General features: G+C 64.1%; 12 protein-coding genes. 4 read left to right on the top strand and 8 right to left on the bottom strand.

Annotated elements, in window-relative coordinates:
* Window positions 1-78: 78 nt before the first annotated feature.
* Window positions 79-1,587 (top strand): FAD-dependent oxidoreductase, encoded by a 1,509-nt coding sequence (locus OPIT5_14870; GenBank protein AHF91302.1) that lies wholly within the window; start codon window positions 79-81, stop codon window positions 1,585-1,587.
* On the opposite strand, the gene OPIT5_14865 is transcribed toward OPIT5_14870, so the two are convergent.
* Window positions 1,516-3,645: a beta-galactosidase gene (locus tag OPIT5_14865; protein AHF94412.1), complete on the bottom strand. Its 2,130-nt coding sequence runs from the start codon at window positions 3,643-3,645 to the stop codon at window positions 1,516-1,518. The two genes, OPIT5_14870 and OPIT5_14865, sit on opposite strands and share 72 nt — an antisense overlap.
* Window positions 3,646-3,692: 47 nt before the next feature.
* Window positions 3,693-4,550, bottom strand: coding sequence for an anchor protein (locus OPIT5_14860; protein AHF91301.1), 858 nt, complete (start codon window positions 4,548-4,550; stop codon window positions 3,693-3,695).
* Between the two features lie 229 nt (window positions 4,551-4,779).
* Here OPIT5_14860 and OPIT5_14855 point away from each other — a divergent pair, with 229 nt between their 5' ends.
* The 3 genes from OPIT5_14855 (at window position 4,780) to OPIT5_14845 (ending at window position 6,421) form a co-directional block, all read left to right on the top strand.
* On the top strand, window positions 4,780-5,004 hold the full coding sequence (locus OPIT5_14855) for a hypothetical protein (GenBank protein ID AHF91300.1): 225 nt from the start codon (window positions 4,780-4,782) through the stop codon (window positions 5,002-5,004).
* Window positions 5,001-5,297 carry a plasmid stabilization protein gene (locus OPIT5_14850; GenBank protein AHF91299.1) on the top strand — a complete coding sequence of 99 codons (297 nt, stop codon included), beginning with the start codon at window positions 5,001-5,003 and terminating at the stop codon, window positions 5,295-5,297. Before OPIT5_14855 ends, OPIT5_14850 begins: the two co-directional genes overlap by 4 nt.
* 74 nt (window positions 5,298-5,371) lie before the next feature.
* Complete coding sequence (locus OPIT5_14845; GenBank protein ID AHF91298.1) at window positions 5,372-6,421, top strand: LacI family transcriptional regulator; 1,050 nt, start codon at window positions 5,372-5,374, stop codon at window positions 6,419-6,421.
* A 20-nt stretch (window positions 6,422-6,441) separates the two neighbouring features.
* Here the strand turns inward: OPIT5_14845 and OPIT5_14840 are convergent, their stop codons facing one another.
* The 6 genes from OPIT5_14840 to OPIT5_14815 form a co-directional block, all read right to left on the bottom strand.
* Complete coding sequence (locus tag OPIT5_14840) at window positions 6,442-10,314, bottom strand: hypothetical protein (GenBank protein AHF91297.1); 3,873 nt, start codon at window positions 10,312-10,314, stop codon at window positions 6,442-6,444.
* Window positions 10,315-10,459: 145 nt separating this feature from the next.
* Window positions 10,460-11,785 carry a dipeptidyl aminopeptidase gene (locus tag OPIT5_14835; protein AHF91296.1) on the bottom strand — a complete coding sequence of 442 codons (1,326 nt, stop codon included), beginning with the start codon at window positions 11,783-11,785 and terminating at the stop codon, window positions 10,460-10,462.
* Window positions 11,786-11,879: 94 nt separating this feature from the next.
* Entirely contained in the window at window positions 11,880-12,575 is a 696-nt protein-coding gene (locus tag OPIT5_14830) for a hypothetical protein (GenBank protein AHF91295.1), read from the bottom strand.
* A gap of 117 nt (window positions 12,576-12,692) precedes the next feature.
* Entirely contained in the window at window positions 12,693-13,802 is a 1,110-nt protein-coding gene (locus OPIT5_14825; protein AHF91294.1) for a hypothetical protein, read from the bottom strand.
* A 55-nt stretch (window positions 13,803-13,857) separates the two neighbouring features.
* Window positions 13,858-14,655, bottom strand: a complete 798-nt coding sequence (locus OPIT5_14820) for an anchor protein (GenBank protein ID AHF91293.1) — start codon at window positions 14,653-14,655, stop codon at window positions 13,858-13,860.
* A gap of 253 nt (window positions 14,656-14,908) precedes the next feature.
* Window positions 14,909-16,810 (bottom strand): hypothetical protein, encoded by a 1,902-nt coding sequence (locus tag OPIT5_14815; GenBank protein ID AHF91292.1) that lies wholly within the window; start codon window positions 16,808-16,810, stop codon window positions 14,909-14,911.
* Between the last annotated feature and the right edge of the window lie 133 nt (window positions 16,811-16,943).

Raw genomic sequence — 16,943 nt, 5'->3', positions numbered from 1 at the left:
TGCTGGCCTGCATGTTTTCGTGCGTTTTGTGAATGTATCGATGATTGGCCGTGCCGGGATGGATCGCAGGGTTACGGGATGCGCAAATCGGGTGTCACTCACAGCAATGGCAACGGGCCGGAGCCGTCGGACGGGATCGATTGCATCGTGGAACCGGCACGTCGTGTACCGGTGGCCTTTGACGCGGAGGTATGCGTCGTGGGCGGTTCCTGCACGGGTGTTTTCGCCGCGGTACGCGCGGCGCGGGCAGGGCTGCGCGTGGCGCTGGTGGAACAGGGTGTGATTCTGGGCGGATCGGCGACCGCGTCCCAGGTCAACGAATGGCATTCGCTGGCCGATGCCCGGGGGGAACGGCGGGTGATCGGCGGGTTGACCGTAGAGGTCATCGACCGGCTGCGGCGGCGGGATGCCGTGATCGAGACCTTGCCGGGGCGGGCGGACACGCGGTTCCGTTTCAACAGTGCGGAGCTGGCCACGGAACTGGATGAACTGGTCCGCGAACATGCCGGCATCCGTGTGTTTCTTTCGGCGCGTTGCGTGGCGGGAATCCGGAACGGCAGGAAGGTCACGGCAGCCGTGATCGAGGACAAGAGCGGGCGGCGGGCGATCCGGGCGGAGTTTTTTATCGATGCGTCCGGTGACGGGGATTTGTTGCGGCGGTCGGGTTTCGCCGCCTGGCAAAATACACGGTTGCAGCCGGTGAGTTATCAGCAACTCGTCGCCGGACTCGGCGCGCTGTCAGCGGATTTTGGAGGGAAAATCCGGAATATCTGGACAGAGGTGCGGTCCCGGGCTCCGGAGTTCGGCTATCCGACAGACAATGCCAGCCCCTGGTTCTTCGACTATCCGGCGCCGGCATCGGCCGACGTCTGCAATGTTTTCGGAGCGCGGCTCAATGGCGTGGATGCTTCCGACGCCGATCAGCTCACGGCGGCGCTGACAGAAGGACGCCGGCGGCAACGGGCGTTGCTCGATATGATCCGGGCCGTGTGTGGAAAAGGCCGCGGGGGAGCGGGTGTGGTTACGGCCTTGTCCCATCCTCATGCGATCGGCGTGCGGGAAACATGGCATGCAACATGCCTGCACAGGCTCACCGCCGACGAGTTGCTGAGCGGTGTCGATTTCCCTGATACCGTGGCTGTCGGAACGTATCCGGTGGATGTGCATTCCCCGAAAGGCACGCTGCTGCGCTACCTCGATGGCACGGAAAAACTCGTGGCGCTCGATGGTTCTGTCTCGGAACGCCGCTGGAGAGCCGCGGAGAATGCGAACACGCCGCTGTTTTACCGGATTCCGTTTCGCAGCCTTGTGCCGGAAGGGGCGGAAAACCTGCTGGTCGCGGGGCGACTGCTCGATGCCGATCGCGAGGCCTTTGGCGGTGTACGGGTGATGGTCAACTGCAACCAGACGGGCGAGGCGACCGGGGTGGCGGCGGCCTTGTGCCTGCGCGACGGATGCACGCCCGCGAAGCTGGACCACCGCACGCTGCGCGAAACGCTGTTTCCCGACACACCGTCAAACCTTGCGAGCGAGGAGGACAAGCGTGTCGTGAGCGTCGGGACGAACGGAAATCACCGCGTTTTTTGACGGTCCCTTGGGTGATGAGAGCGTTTTCCCGGTTTCGAGGTTGATCAGTTCCTGATAACGGATTGCCGGATTCACCGTAATGCGCGCGGTGGCGGACCGGGCAGCATGATTGGTGACAACCAGCAGGTCGTGGGTGTCTGCCGACAGGACATTGACTTCCAGCGGATCTCCCTGCACGACGGCGCGCGGCGCCACGCCGCATTCCCGCGCAAAATCGACGATAAGGGATTCGGCTCCGGGATCGGGTTTCCTCTGGTATCCGATGCACAGATACGTTCCGACCATGAAAGTGCGTCCCTTTCCGTAAAGACCGGAGATCGCGGCCGCATGGCCATCGGCATAACGGGCCCGGATGCGGGCGTCGGGAGAGACCGGAGTCAGACACTGGCCGAAAAGCCAGCCCTGGATTTTCCGGCGACGGGGGGACGTCTGACTGAAGGAGAAAAAGTCTTTTTCCACCAGCAGATTGCTTTCCTTGCAGCCGAGGACCGCCGCGAGTCCGGCGCCGGGATTGGTGTCATGGAGATGTGAATGCGCGCCGCGATACGCGAAATGCCCGTCGGCCCAGAGGGCGCCGCCCTCGTGCACATAGCGGGCGATATGCGCTCCGGTTTCGGCCGTGACGAGTTTGGCGTAAGGCGCATAGAGAACCTTGTAGCGTGCGGGATCGAGCGCCCCGGAGGCGATGTCGTCGGGCGTCACGAAATCGACCGCGATGTTGTGCCGCCAGAGCGCGGTGTAGCAGCCGACCATGGCACGGGTTGTCCATTCGCTTTTCTCTTCACGGAATGCGAGCGACTGCGATTCGGGGGAGTAGAGAAGGGCAACCCGGGCGGGCACGGGTTTGGCAGCGGTGACGAGATCGCGGTGTTTGTCCAGGATCGCGCCAGCGGCGGAAGCGGCGCGGGAGCGGTCGGTATCGGAACCATCAACGCCGTCAACGAGGCTGAATTCACCACACTCCCAGGAACTGCGCCAGGCCTGCCAGAGCCAGAAGAGGAGGCCGCTGGAGCCTTTGCCGACGGCCTGCCAGATCCATGCCTTGATATTGGCGGCGGTCGGGGAAAACGGGCGGTGACCGGAGTTGATGTTGGGCCCTGCCTGGAGCTCGGAGACCCAGAAATCCTTTCCGCCGGCGGCGCTGCGCATGAGGTCGTTCATATACGCATAGGAAGCGTGGGGATCAAAAATGAGCGGGTCGGTGGTCGTAAGAGCGCGTTCGTAAAAGTGGCAGGGATGGACGGAGGCCCCTACGGAATCGACGGAGGCTGCGATTTTCCATGGATGTGCGCCGCTCCAGGTGCCGTTGTAGAGGAGCTGGTTGGGGTTGGCGTGGGTGGGGTGGACTTTGTCGATGGCGCGGATTTCGTCGGCGATCCAGCGGATATTTTCGGCGAGGTTGTCCTGCGCAAAGGCAAGCCAGTCCAGAATCCAGGGGTAGTTGCGTTTTTCGGAGAAAAGCGTGGCGGCGAGCAGCGGAAGGTCGAGCGTGTCGAAGCTGGCGGGCGCGAGCGTGGAATTGAAGACGTGGTTTTCGCGTCCCCATTCGGCCCGGAGGTCTTTTATGGAACCGTATTTTTCACGAAGCCAGCGGCCAAATTTTTTCCCGGTGTGCGGACAGGTGCAGGGACGTTTGACGGGTTCATTCCAGACAAACCACATGAATTGCGCCGGATGATCCTGGTAGCGGCGAACAACCGCTCGGATAAAGCGCGCGCACGGTTTGTAGAAATCGGGAATATCGAGGCACTGGTAGCGGTCGGTGGTGAAGAGGTTTTTGCGGCGGAGTTCGTCGCTCATCCAGAACGGCGGATAGACGCCGAGGGTCTGGGCGATCCGGATACCGGCTTCCCGGGCGGCGTCATAGAGGTTGTCATACAGGGTGAAATCGAAAGCCCCTCGATTCTCCTCGAGATGTTCCCACGAAATGAACGAACGGATCACGGAGAAATGATGAGCCCGGATACGGCGCATGTCGGCAACGAGCGTTTCGCGGGTGGCGTGGGGATCGGGCCAGTACATCGCGCCGAGCGCGAACGGGTCTTGGGTCGAGGTCATGGGTTGGGCTGAAATGCGGGAGAAAGGCAAAGGGTGGGGGCGGTTGATCAGCGGGCTACGTGACGGCGCCACACGCACAAGACAAGCAATCCGGCTCCCGCGAGCAAGGCTGCATGCGCAGGTTCGGGAATGGTCGAAGCCGGGACGATGGCAAAACCGGAGAACGTGGCGGCATTGGCCGTGTTGCCGCCGACATTCATCATCTGGAGATACGCGGCGGTCTGCCCGGTAAAACCGGTGCCGCTGACGGTTTTGGATTCCGAGGAGGTGGAGCCGGCAAAAAGTTTCACCGTGCTGGCCTCACCATCCAGCGTGAAGCCGAAGGTTGTCGTGGCGGGATCGATACCCGCCAGCGATGCGATTTTTGTCCCGGCGACCAATGCGATGTTGTTTTGGGTCTTCTGGTAAAAATCCACATTATAAGTGGACGATGGCGAATCCCACGTCAGGCAGAGTCCCATGACATAGGTGCGTGCATTGGCCGGGTCCGCCACATCGAGCAGGGCGGAGTCGGCAGTGCCGCCGATGAGGTAGAGCATGACGCGCCCGGTGCCGGAAAAGGGAGTGGCCAGAGTAAACTGATACGTGACGGGCGTCTCCTTGTTGATGTCCTTGGCCCAGGTGAAATCGGTGGCGGCGGTGCGCACGTAGCTTGTCTGATAGTTGGTCGTGGCGGTGGAGAGCGTGAGCACGCCGTCCGCACCGGCGTCGCAGGAGCCGGCGCTGCCGCCCCGGGTCAGGGAGGCCGGAATAGCCGTGCCGGTGAAGGATTCGTTGACCGGTGTCCAGGCAAGGGCCGACGGAGCTGCCATCAAGGCGGCGAAGGCCGCAGCCATCGTGATAATCGGGACTGAAAACCGGATGACCGGGTGTGCGCATGCAGTGAGGGAGGAGTAGTTTTTCATGGTGTGCCTGATATTCGTTGTCAGTGGAGAAACGGCATCGCCGTGACGAAGGGATGCCTGCGGGTATCAATGAAACCGGGTGGCTGGCGAACAAGTCCGGTGATTCATAACACGTTATTGATCGTTGCTCCGTCACATGTTTCCCTTGTCAGTGACAGTCTGGCGCCGCTTGAAACCATCCCCGAAAATCGGATTTGTTTTTCGGGTTCGGATGCGTAGCTTGGAAACCATGAACACAGTGGCCGAGATCAAACAATCAGCCGGACAATTGCCGTTACCGGAGCGGCAGGAGTTGTTCCGCTGGCTCGCAACGCAAGACGATATTCTCGGCGGCGAACGTGACGAATTGCTCAACGATCTTGATGTGGGCCTCTCGCAAGCGGACCGGGGCGAGCTGATCTCCGGGCCTTCGGCAATCAAGTCCCTGCGCGACAGACTTCGCCCGTCCAGGTGAGCCGTTACCACCTCACACCTGTCGCATTGGCGGACGCGACGTCCATTCAGGACTACATCGCCCAGGACAGCCCCGGTGCAGCGGTCAGATGGCTGGATGCATTGGAGCAGTTGCTCTCAAGGCTGGCTGAAAATCCACAGATGGGACGGCCTCGTGAAGAATTGCGCCCCCGGCTGCGAAGCATTCCGCTGGGCCGTTACGTTGTGTTTTACCGGGAGTCGAAACGAGGGGTTGAAATCATCCGTGTGCTCCATTCGGCCAGAGATATCCAGACGCTGTTTTCCCGTTCCTGACGCGGGTGCTCCACCGAAACATCTGCGCTCGAATTCTTGCCTGCTGCCCGTCAATGGTCTGAATCACCCGCGACATGCAGGGAAACACGCTCTCCACTCCCACCTATCGAGACATCGCCGCGCTGGCCGGAGTGAGCGTGTTTTCGGTGAGTTGTGCGCTGCGCAACCGGCCGGGGATTTCCGCGGAACGGCGGGCACACATCAAGGCCGTCGCCGAACAGGCGGGGTACCGGCCCAATCCGCTCGTCACCGCATTGATGACCCAGCACCGGCGTCCGACGGCACGGCGCCAGATGCGGGCCATCATCGCGTGCCTGATGTCGGCGCAGACGGAAAAACTGATCGAAGAGCGTTCGTCACAACGCGAACGTTACGAGGGGGTGCGCGCGGCGTGTGAGCAGGCGGGGTTCCTGTTCGAAAAACTGCGCTGGGATGATTTCGGAGAGTCCTCACGACGATTGTTCGCAGGGCTGCGCACGCGGCGCGTGCCGGGCGTGGTGTTTCAGGGAGGGGATGTGCCGGAATGGTGCCTGTCCGGCTGGGATAACTACGCGCTGGCTTCGGTCGGAAACCGCCGCATCAATCTGCCGTGTCATTTCGCGAGCACGGATGACTACCGCAACGCCTGGATCGTCATGGAAACGCTGGCCGGGCTCGGCTACGGCCGCATCGGGCTCGCGATGGCGCGGGTTCCCCGCGTCGTGCGTTCGGACTACCGGGCTTTGGCCGCATTTCAGGCATGGACAACACAGTCGGGCCGCAAGGGCCGGGCGGCGCCGCCTCCGTACTGGGAAGAGAGCTGGAGCCGCGAGCCATTTCTCCAATGGTACAGGAAGCACCGGCCCGATGTGATCATCGCCATCGAACGCACGCCGCTCGATTACCTGAAAAAGGCCGGCCTGCACGTTCCCGATGACGCGGGCTTCGTGCACCTCGATCTCGATGCAGGCTGGCAGGATCTGGCGGGCATCCGGCAAAATCACCACGAGGCCGGCCAAGCCGCGGCGCATCTGGTGATCGACCAGATCAACCGCAACGCGTATGGCGTGCCGGCCCATCCGCGTTCGATCCAGATCACGGGCGACTGGTTTGCAGGCGCGACCGTGCGGAGCCCGCTTTCGTAAGCGATATTCTGTGCCGGCCGTCATGGTTGCAGTGTCAGCAGCGTCCGGCCGGCGGCATCGGTCGCCAAGGAATAAACATCCTGCTGGCCGGTCCAGCCGACCGTCAGGGTGGCGGGCGAGGACGCGAGCGTGGTGGCCGGCAGCGGGTCGCCGGTGAGGTGCGGAAAGAGCAACACCCGGAACTCCGGCTCGACCAGGGAGGTCGTCGTGAATTTCAGCCGCACTCCCTGTCCGAAGGTCTCGTCCCTGCCGGTCTCGGGCGAGTTGGCGATGTCGTAGCTTTCGAGCTGCCACGCTCCGCTCACCGCGCCGATCATGCGCACGAGCAGGCGGCGGTCATCCGGCGTAGCGGTGCTGCCGAGCACGACTTGGCCGGACTGGCTCTCCTTGATCTCCAGATCGTCGGGAACCTGCATCAGCCAGGTGTAGGTGTGCGCGGCGTTATCCTTCCGGATATCGTCCACGACGAGCACGTACGGATGGGTCGCCCGGCGCAGCGCGAATGTCCGGAATGCCTTGGCCAGCGGATTGTACGGTGTCTTGTACGTATAGTTGAGGCCCGGGCTGTTCCACGGCGTTTCCTCGTAACCGGGCTCGGCAGCCTCGGCGAAAAACTCGCGCACGCCGAGATAACGTTCGGGCTCCCAGGGCAGAAAATTGCGGTAGGGTTGCCCGATGCGGCTCTTGAATTCGTAAGCCCAGGCATACGGATAGCGCGAATCCACGCAGGCGAGAGCGAGACCGGGCTCGTCACTCGACCCGACCCAGCGGCCCGGCGCGGCAAAATACCCCTGCCCCACCCCGTCGATCAGGATGAGCGAATGATCCTTCGATTCGGAGATATGATAGCCGCGATCGATGGCCCACTTCCGGCCCAGCGCGGAGAGGGTGAAGTCGCCGCTGTTGGAGTGGGCGTGGGCCGGCCCCTTGAGGCCGGGGTTGGTTTCGACATGAAGCGCGAGCGCATCCTTGTCCCAGCGGTCGCGCGCGATGAAGAGCTTGCGCTCCGAACCTTGCCAGCTCAGGGGCAGCCCGAGGGCGGCGACGCCGGCCACAGGGTCGCTGTCCGCGCCCGACCAGTCGGAGGGAAACAGCGCGGCCATCAGCAAATCCCGACGGTCGACAACGCGCGAATAGTCGGGATGCGCGCGATTCTTCCAGACAAAATTCACAATCGGATCGTTCGGCCACACCCACTTCATCACGACGTAATTGGGCAGCAGGCCGCCGCCATCGTCGGGGGTGTCGTCGTGCATCGAGAAGGCGCGGCCAAACGGTTCCATCGCGTGCACCTGCCAGTTGTACAGCCGGCGGTAATGGTCGGCGCCGAAAAGGTTGTCGCCGCGGCGGGCCATGGCGACCAGCGCGGGCGCGCCCTTGGCCATGCCGAAGTTCAGGTAATGCATGTCTTCGAGCGGCGCCCCCTGCCCGTCGATGCCGTAGGTGAGGTAGTCCTGCAACACGGACACGCTGCGCGGATAGATCGTGGCATCGTAGCCGGTCTCGCCTTCGATCGCCAGCGTCATGAGCAGGAGCTTCATGCCGTGCGGGCTGAGGTTGTCCCGGCGATGAGAGGCAGGGGAATTCATCCCGCTCGATGATTTTCCCGCCGTCGCGGTCGCGATGATACCGCGCACGGTGTCGCGCTGGGTGGGGGTCATGTAGTCCCAGCCGAAATCATAGGCGTAGCCGATGAACTCGTCGATGCCCTCGCTCGCCTTGTAGGCGAGACCTTGCGTAATCTGCGCATAGGTCGTCAGGGCGGCGGCGCCGTTGGCGCCGCGCGTGGCATTCTGGTCGATCAACGCGAGGAACGCCTCGTAACAGACAACAAAACCCATCTGGTCGCGCCACCAGGCATCGTCGGTCAGGACGGAATTCATGGCATTGAGGTTCCCGACGAGGAGCTGGTCCCACGCGGCGCGCAGCGGTTTGCCGGTGCCGATGGCGCTGTCGAGAAACGACGTGATGCCGTTGCGCGCCTTCACACCGCAGGCGGTGGCGAGCAGGCGGGCGCGGACATCGGGCATGTCCGCTGCGCTGACCAGGATGCGCGGATGCACGCCGGCGGCGGGCGCGACGCTGAAGCGACCGGCCGTCACGGGATCGGCAGCCGGCAGCACGGGATGGTTGCCGGTGGCCTCGGTGCCTTCGATTTCCCAGGTGAGGATTTCGAGAACATAGCTGACCGTCGTCCACGGCGCGTCCACCTCGCCGTTGCTCGCCGCATAACGCAGCTCGACCGAAGCGCGCACGTCGGCCAGCCAGCCGGAGAGCTGGGCGGGCGTGGCGCCGCCGTCGGTGCTCCACCATTGATAGATGCATTCGAGCAGGAGAATGGCCTCGTCGTACTCCGCGGCGCGCGTGGCGAGTTCGTCGGCATACGCCCCGGTCGCGGCAAGCGCCCGGGCGACGGTCGCCGGATCGCCCTGCAGGCCGCTGGCCGGATCGATGGCGGACCAGACGAGCGACCAGAGGTTTTCCTTGGCCGGGAGGATAACGCCGACGGAAAAATTGTCGTAACGCAACACGCCGTCGGTGAAGCCGGTGCCGCCGGCGTTGTTGTTGACAAAGCTGATCGTGGACAGCGTGCGGAAAACGGATGCGAGCGGCGCGGCATCCGTGAACGAAGCGACGCGCTGGCCGTTGAGAGCGAGCGAGAGGTCTCCATCCGGCCACCACACGAACTCCACACGCGTCCAGCCATCGGTCGTCCAGGCGCCGGACGGAAGGCTGGCGGTGACGAGCGTGGTCGCGCTGCCGGGATCGCCGGAGGTGCCGCCGCCGGAGGTTTTCTGGATGCGGGCCTGTGTCCGCGACAGGTAGATGCCGTAGCCGGGGGTGAACCAGTTGTAATTGCCCGTCGTGCCGCCCTGCAGGTACCAGCGGGTATCCCAGCTGTTGTCGCCGGCGTCGGCGATGTGCAGGTCGAAAGCCAGCCGCAGACCGACCTCCGGCGGGATCGTCGTCGACGCGGCCGCGGGGCTGAAGGCGCCGGTCGTGCGCACGGAGCCGCCCGGCGTGGAGAGCACGCGGTTGGCCGGGACGAGCGGATCGGCGGCGACCTTGTGGATCGTCACCGTGGCGCCGGCGCTGAACCAGTCGGACGGGTTCGCGTCGATGGCGAGCGTGTCGAAGTCGCTATGATGCAAAACCTGCGAAACGCACACGTTGTCGTAACGCAGTACTCCATCCTCGAATACGGGCGGACCCGACGCGTCGTTGTTGAGAAATCCGATCGTCGTCAGCGTGCGCATGGCCGGCGCGAGCGGCGACGGGTCGGTAAAGGTGGCGACCACGCGGCCGCCGAGCGAGAGCCGGAGCCGGCCGGCGGCGAGCCACTCGAACTCGACGCGCGTCCAGCCGTTGGCATTCCAGTCGCCGGGAGCGAGGCTGGCGGTGGCGACCGTGGTTGCGCTGCCGGGATCGCCGGACGAGCCTCCGCCCGCCGTTTTGTGGAGGCGCACCTGCGTCGGCGAAAGATAGAGGCCGTAGCCGGGTGTGAACCGGTTGTAGTCGTCGGTCGTGCCGGTTTGCAGGTACCAGCGGCTGTTCCAGTTGTTGTCGCCGGCGTGGGCGATGTGGATGTCGAACGAGAGCCTGAGGCCGACGTCGGCCGTGATCGCGGAGGAACCCGGCAGCGTGTGCCAGGCGCCGACCGTGCGCGAGATGCCGCCCGGAGTGGCGAGCACATGATCGGACGGATCGAGCGGATCGACAGCCACGCGCAGGCTCGTGGGCTGGGAAGGCGTGTTCCACCAGCCGGGTGGCGGGGAACCGGTGGGCAGGGTGTCGAACGTTTCCTGGGTGACGACGGCAGCGCCGGCAGGCAGCGCGATGAGCAGACAGCAAAGACGCGCCAGCGTGCGCCACGGGGACGGGATCGGGTTCATGGTTTCTTCGGGGGGTGATTGGACGGACGAAAAAACGGTCCGGCCTCCGCAGGGATTGCGGCGAGGCAGGAAAAGGCCGTATCGGAAAGCGGAAAAATGAAGAGAAAAGCGAAGCCTCGAAGGGAATCACGCGCAGGCGGCGAACCTATCCGGATGGCATGATCATGCGGCTGGAGACAGAAACGGGGCGATCATCGGAAACGAGCGCGAACCAGGCCGCGCCGGCGTGCTCCGCGATGCCGGACGGGAGAACGGCTTCATAGCGACCGTCACCCTTCGCGACGGCGCGGATTTCTTTCCATTCGCGCTTCGGCCAGCCACCCTCGTCGGGCGGCAGGCTATACCAGACGGCGGCGGCGGTGACGGGAGCCGGACCTTGCACGCGGAATCGTAACATATCACCGGATACGGGATTCGCGTCAGCGGCGGAGAAGGGATCGACGGTGATGACAGGAAAGGGTTCTCCCTTGCCCTGGAGGTGAAACGCAAACCAGTCCGCCGCCATCGCGGCGGCGCCGCCGGTGCCGGTGACTCCGCCGGGGAGCGGGAGCTTGTGATGGGCGTTGGGCGCATGAACGCGGTTAAGCCCCGGAGCGGTGATTGCGGCGAGCGTGCGCTCGACGGCAGGCGGATAAAAAAAGGTGTCGTTGGTGGCGCCGGCGATAAAGAACGGAGTCTTAATGCCGGGAGCGCGGCGGCCGGCATCGAGTTGCGCGAGCCAGCGTTCGCGTTGCGGCGCAGGCAGCTTGAAAATGGAACCGCGGAAGGTCGTGTCCTCATAGAAGCCGCAACCGTAATTGGAAAAACCGGCGCGCACCTGGTCGCCGAGGAGGCCGCAGACCATGGTGGTGGTGTAGCCGCCCCAGGAGGTGCCGGTGACGCCGATGCGGGCGGGGTCCACGTCGGGCCGGGCGCGGAGAAGAGCGAAGGCGTCGAGCGCGGCGGATACGCCCTGGCAGATCGTCGATGCGGTGAGGTCGGGTGTGACGGTCCAGCGCCCTTCCCCGTAAGGAAGCCGGGTCCATTCGCCAGCGGAGTGCGGCGTGCCCTTCGGGTTGGCGATGCCGGGGAGGTCGAGCGTGAGGACGACATAACCGCGCGCAGCCCAGGCGGCGGCGGGCGCGGTTTCCTGGGTGGCGTTGCCGCCGCCGCCGTGGAGAAGGAGGAGCGCAGGGAGTGGATTCGCCCCCTTCGTTTCGGGACGGGCGACGACGGAGAAAACCTCGTTAGTAATCGTACCATTGATACGCGATTCAAACACAAACCGCTCAAGGACCACACCGGCCGGAAGCGGCTTCGCGGAGGAATCCGCCTCCGGCCCGATGTGACGCAGAATGCGCGGGGGATGCTGGTTGAGATGATCGGAGAAAGGAGCGGCGTCGGGCATGACCGCGGCAAAAGAGGACATCACTCCCGCGAGCGCAAGCGCGCTGCCCGGGAAGAGAGACCGGATGAAGGAAAGCGGGAACATGGATGACGGGTGATGCAATCGGGCCGTGGATGGCAAGAAAACCGCGTCTTCCATTCAAAAGGGAGGCGGCGATTGGTCCGGTCGGGGCGAAGACTTACGGGACCACTTTCCACCAGGAGACTTCGCTCCCGGTCTTGTTCACCTCCGATGCCGGCATGAATTTGACGCCAAAGTTACTCATCAGGACATTGACACCGGCACCGTGAATACGGGCGTTGTTGTCGTCATCCCCATACGGTTTTCGTGAGTTGATCACGCCGGCGTTCAGATGATTCATATAGTCAGACCCTCCCTTGTCTTTGGGCTGATCGGCGATAAGGATCCGGTCGGGAGGGAGATTCGCCATCCTCGTGGGCCCCTTGGGGGCATTGCTATAGACACCCCCGGCATACCGCGGAATAACCTGGGCATTGCACCAGTAACTGACGTCGGAATCGACGGCTGTATCACCGGTCAGATTACTGCGCCGGTCATTGCCCGGGCAGATGAAAAGGGAGGGCCGTCTCCGGTCCATCACGTCCTTGCCCATATAGGGATTGAGGCGCCAGTACCAGCGCGCTCCGGCGGGAGAATAAAGGGAATCGGGGGCGGCATCGTTGACGGGCAGGAGATCACGATTGTCGGCGGCAAAGGCGACAATGGCATTTCCCATCTGGCGAAGATTGGAGATGCAGTTGGCCGCACGGGCCTTCGCCCGGACGCTTCCTACGACCGGGATCAGAATCGCGGCGAGGATGCCGATGATGGCGATGACCGTGAGGAGTTCGATCAGGGTGAACGCAGCGCGCAGGCTATGAGCGCCGGGGTACAGAGTATGGCGGGTGGTTTTCATAAGCGGGGGAAGAGCGGTGTGGAGTCCGGAGTTCAGGGTTGGCGTTTTCGGGAAGCGGTGGGGGCGGTGCGCGTTTCAGGAGAGCGGGATGCAGGCATTCCAGGCGCGGGTCATTTGCTGGAAGCCGCCGGGACCGTCGGCCATGGCGGCAAACAGGTGCGTCGCGTCGCCCTGCTCGTCAAGGAGCACAAAGGGACGCTCGACCGAGCCGAGGGCGTCGCGCCGGCCATCGTCCCAGCGCACTTCGCGGGAATATGCCTTTTTCTGCGGAGCGAGGGTCCAGTCGAGGCAATCACGCGAAAGGGCGTGGACGCCGGCATGGTATTCGCCGCAAAGAGCGCCGGTCATGTCCTTGGCGACGAGTTCGAACGAGGCGCCGTTGTGCCAGAGAAACGGGTCCTCGACTTCCCCTTCGCCGCGGGGCCCGACGATTTCCATGCGACCCGGCACCGCGTACGGGCCGCGCGGGTTGCCGGCCGGCGCCCGGGCGACGCCGAGCAGCATGCGGCCGTGGACATTGCCCTCATAGCGGCGCGATTTGAAGATGAGCGTGACACCGCCGTCGGGCGTGAGGCAAGGCGCCGGGTTGGAGGTGAGAAAACTGTAAAACGTATCCGGCCTCGTCGGCAGGATCGGTTCGTCGAGGCGTTCCCAGGGGCCGTAAACGGATTTCGAAAACGCCACGCCGACGCGCTTGGAAGCGCGGGCGGCGACCACGCGGGGATCGGAAAACTCGAACGGCTCCCCCGGCGTGATGTCGGGAAGAGGATGCGTGATGCCGGTGTAATAGAGCGCGTAACCGCCATCGCGCAGGCGGAGGATGCGGGGATTGTGAGTGGCCTTGCCATCCCAGTACTGCGCGCCGCGGGCCGGCAGGATCGTCGAATGATACGTGTAGGGGCCTTCGGGACTGGCGGAGGTCGCAAGCACAATTTCGGAGGCGAGCAACCAGCCGGGATGAAAGGGAAGTTTTTTGGTCCAGCGCGAGGCGAACATGGCATAGGTGCCGTCCTCGGCGCGGATCACGGATGGACACCAGACCCAGTAATCCGGAAGTTCGAAACCGCCGCCGGTGATCGCCGGTTGCAACCGGTCGAGGAGCGGACGCGGCCCGGCGACCCGGGCCGGCGTCGCGCCGGCTTTGTGTGGCGCCACCGGCAATGGGAGTGTTTCGGGGAGAATCATGAGGCAGAAATGGTGAACAGATGACGGAAAATCGAACGATCCGGCCGGTCCTGCATCAGCGGAACCGGCGGGAGTTGCGCTGGCGGCAACCGGCGCCGATCAGGAAAACCGCCGCCGACAAAATCGCCGCGACGGTGGCGGGCTCGGGGATGGGAGCGACAGCGGAAATCTGCACGTTGTCCATCAGCAGAACCCTGCCGGTCACCCCTGCGCCCGCGTCGTTGGTGCAGAAACTCTTGTACACAAGGCGGGCGGCACTGATGTCGTAGGTGGCATCGGTTCCCGTTGCCACCACGGTCCCGTTGATCGTGAGGGAAAAACTGCCGTCCTTGAGCCATTGCAACGAAAGGCTGTTCCAGGCATCGGTCTTCCAGATGCCCGCCAGTGGACCGGAATCCAGCGACGCGGAACCGAGGGAAACGGCTCCGGAACCATTGAGCGTACTCCAGCCCTGGGGATATTTGTAGAGGGTCGCCGTCGTGGGTGTAATGGAAAATCCGTAACCGGGCACGGCCGAACCCAGGCCCGTGAGCAGGGCTGCACTCAGATTCCACGAATTGTCACCGGCATTGCCCGAATACAGGTCGAACGAAAGCACCATCGAATCGTTGAGAACCGTGTCGGTGTTCTTGCGAATCGTGACGGTGCGGCCGGTCGGCGGCGTGCTCAGCACGGTGTTGGCCGGAACCAGCGGATCGGCAACCGTAGCGTAGCCGGTCACCGAGCCGTCCCAGGCGACCCAGCCGTCCATGCCCGTTTCGAAGGTGTCGGAAAGCACAGTCTGGGCGGCCGCCGGGAGCGAGACACCGGCAAGCAGGGCGGCGGCAAGGAGAGGGAGACGTTTTGTTTTCATGATGCGGTAGCGGATGCGAGGGGCGATGGTTTGAACCGGGGAGAGGCGCAGGGCGGAAATGCTTCGTCGGTGAGGTCGGGATGGTTTTGGAAATCGGGGTCGTTATCTTATGATAACTAGATATGATCATATGGTAATTTCAAGCAATTTTTTGGAAAATCCGGTTTTTTGCGGAGGGCCCTGATCGGGCGGAAGTTGGAGTGGCGAGCGGGGCGCGGTAACCGGAAGAAAAGGACGGGGGCGAGGCGAACGGTCAGGGCGCGGGCGCGACGCGGAGTTCGTTGGTGGCGGTGTTGTAGTGGATAAGCATTACAGGTGCGCCTTCGCGGGTGACTCGCGCGGCAAGGATGCCGGCCGGGCCGCGTTCGCGGATAATCGTGGCGGCGGAGTGGCCGGCGCGGGTGAGGGTCGCCCCGTAACCGGCAGCAGCAGGAGAAGAGGTGGCGGAGGTGAAGTCGATCCAGGCCTCGGTGTTGTTTTTCCCGCGCGCGCGGGTGCCGGCGATCCGGTCACCGGAGAGGGTCAGCGTGAGGCCGGCGGTTTCGTAGCGATGCGCGGTGGCGGTCCGGGTGAGCGGCTGCCCGAAGACGAGAACGCCGCGCGGGGTGTGTTGCGGAGCGGGTTTGGCCAGGGCGGAGTTGTCGGGCGCGACTTCCAGCCAGCCGGCAAGGCCGCCGGCGTCGGCAAACCAGACTTGCGCAAGCTCCCACCCTTCGGCCGGCGGCACGTCGGGTTCGCCGAAAACGGCGCGGCGCGGATGAAAGGCGGAACCGGCGGCGATCCACCCTTCCTGTTCGTTGACGAGGCCGGCGTGACGGGCGGCTTCATCGGGTGGTATCATGTAGAGCGATACGCCGCGTCCGCGGTAGCTGCCGGAGTCTTTGAGAAAAACGGGAAGGGCGGCGGCTTCCAGGTAGTTGGCGAATCCAAGATTCAGGCCGGGCCGCGTGAGCGTGGCGCCGACGGCGGTGTCGCCGTAGGGCATCTGCGGCATGACAACCTGCCAGTCGCCGCGGCGGAGAAGCGGGCCGTTGATGTTGCCGCTGAGCCGGCAGGCGTCGGCGCCGGGCCGGACGGCGGAAATGTCGATGTCCGCGCGCCAGAAATACATTGCCACATAGGAAAACCAGTAACGCTGCGCGGCGGAAAGGCGGAGTTCGGCGAGGGCGCGGGCCACGGGATCGCCGGAGAGGCCGGCCACGATTTCGGCGCCATGAACGGGACCCCCGGTGCTCCAGTGATGTTTCCACCAGGTGGCGGAAGCGCTTTCGAAAAGGCCGTTGGCGAGGGCGTCGTGCGTGTAGGGGGCCATGGCGACGAGGATGCGGCGGGCTTCGGGGTCGCGGGTAAGCTGGTAATAGCGGCCGAGAAAGGTGGCATCGAAACCGAAGTAGAGCGAGGAGGGACCGGAATCGCGGATGTAGGAGAAGGCGCCGCCGGGAAGCTGATGCGTGGCGGCCGCCCGGACGAGGGCACGGGCGAGATCCGTGTAACGCTCTTCTGGATACAGTTCACCGGCCAGCGCGAGGACGGCGGCGGACTGGAGCAGGGCGTTGGGCGCAACCGTGATCCAGTCGGCATCGGGAGCGCGGTCGATGCCTTTTCTGTTGGCGGTGTAGTTGTGCTCGACGGAAGCGCGGGCGGCGGCGAGCCAGCGCGCCCGTGTGGCGGAGTCGGCAGCGGCGTGTTTTTTCCAGAGACGGATGCACTCGAGGAGGATGGTGATGTCCCAGTGGCCGTTGGGCTTGGCGGCAAGCCGGGCGGCCAGGTCATCGGTGGCCTTGCGGGCTTTGGCCAGGAGAGCGGAGTCGCCGCGCAGTTCGCTTTCGTCGGCGAGAGCGCCCCAGACCAGCCAGAAAATTTCCGGTTTTGCGTCGCGGGCGGCGGAGGCGGCATTGCGACGGGCGAGCGCCAGATAAGGGTTGCCGGAAGCGACAGGGGCGTCGGGGTCGCCGAGCCACCGGGTGTCAGGATCAGGATTTTCAGCGGAACCGGACGCGACAGCCGGAGCGGAAGCGCGAGCCGCCGGGGAGAAGACAACCCCGGAGAGGGCGACAAGAAAAGCGACGACGAGAGCCGGGAGAAGGACGCCCGGAGCAGCAGGCGAGAACGACGGGACGGAGGTCGCGGAGAGGGCGAAAGATTTGGCGGTCATCGGTCGTCAGGTGGCAGTGGCGGAAAATGGGGTGAGCGCGGCGGGCGTTTGCGGTGGCGAGACCGCAACCCTCAATTATCATATGATCATTGCAAGGATTTTTTATCAAAAAAGATTTTCCCGGCTTGCGGGT

It is taken from the genome of Opitutaceae bacterium TAV5, from assembly GCA_000242935.3.
Lineage (GTDB): Bacteria > Verrucomicrobiota > Verrucomicrobiia > Opitutales > Opitutaceae > Geminisphaera.
Note: the sequence above shows the minus strand (reverse complement) of the source record. Positions and strands in the feature narration are given on the sequence as shown.

Bases quoted from the DNA above. Each gene is read 5' to 3' on its own strand.
- OPIT5_14870 (AHF91302.1), top strand. From the start codon at position 79: ATGCGCAAATCGGGTGTCACTCACAGCAATGGCAACGGGCCGGAGCCG.
- OPIT5_14865 (AHF94412.1), bottom strand. From the start codon at position 3,645: ATGACCTCGACCCAAGACCCGTTCGCGCTCGGCGCGATGTACTGGCCC.
- OPIT5_14860 (AHF91301.1), bottom strand. From the start codon at position 4,550: ATGAAAAACTACTCCTCCCTCACTGCATGCGCACACCCGGTCATCCGG.
- OPIT5_14855 (AHF91300.1), top strand. From the start codon at position 4,780: ATGAACACAGTGGCCGAGATCAAACAATCAGCCGGACAATTGCCGTTA.
- OPIT5_14845 (AHF91298.1), top strand. From the start codon at position 5,372: ATGCAGGGAAACACGCTCTCCACTCCCACCTATCGAGACATCGCCGCG.
- OPIT5_14840 (AHF91297.1), bottom strand. From the start codon at position 10,314: ATGAACCCGATCCCGTCCCCGTGGCGCACGCTGGCGCGTCTTTGCTGT.
- OPIT5_14835 (AHF91296.1), bottom strand. From the start codon at position 11,785: ATGTTCCCGCTTTCCTTCATCCGGTCTCTCTTCCCGGGCAGCGCGCTT.
- OPIT5_14825 (AHF91294.1), bottom strand. From the start codon at position 13,802: ATGATTCTCCCCGAAACACTCCCATTGCCGGTGGCGCCACACAAAGCC.
- OPIT5_14820 (AHF91293.1), bottom strand. From the start codon at position 14,655: ATGAAAACAAAACGTCTCCCTCTCCTTGCCGCCGCCCTGCTTGCCGGT.
- OPIT5_14815 (AHF91292.1), bottom strand. From the start codon at position 16,810: ATGACCGCCAAATCTTTCGCCCTCTCCGCGACCTCCGTCCCGTCGTTC.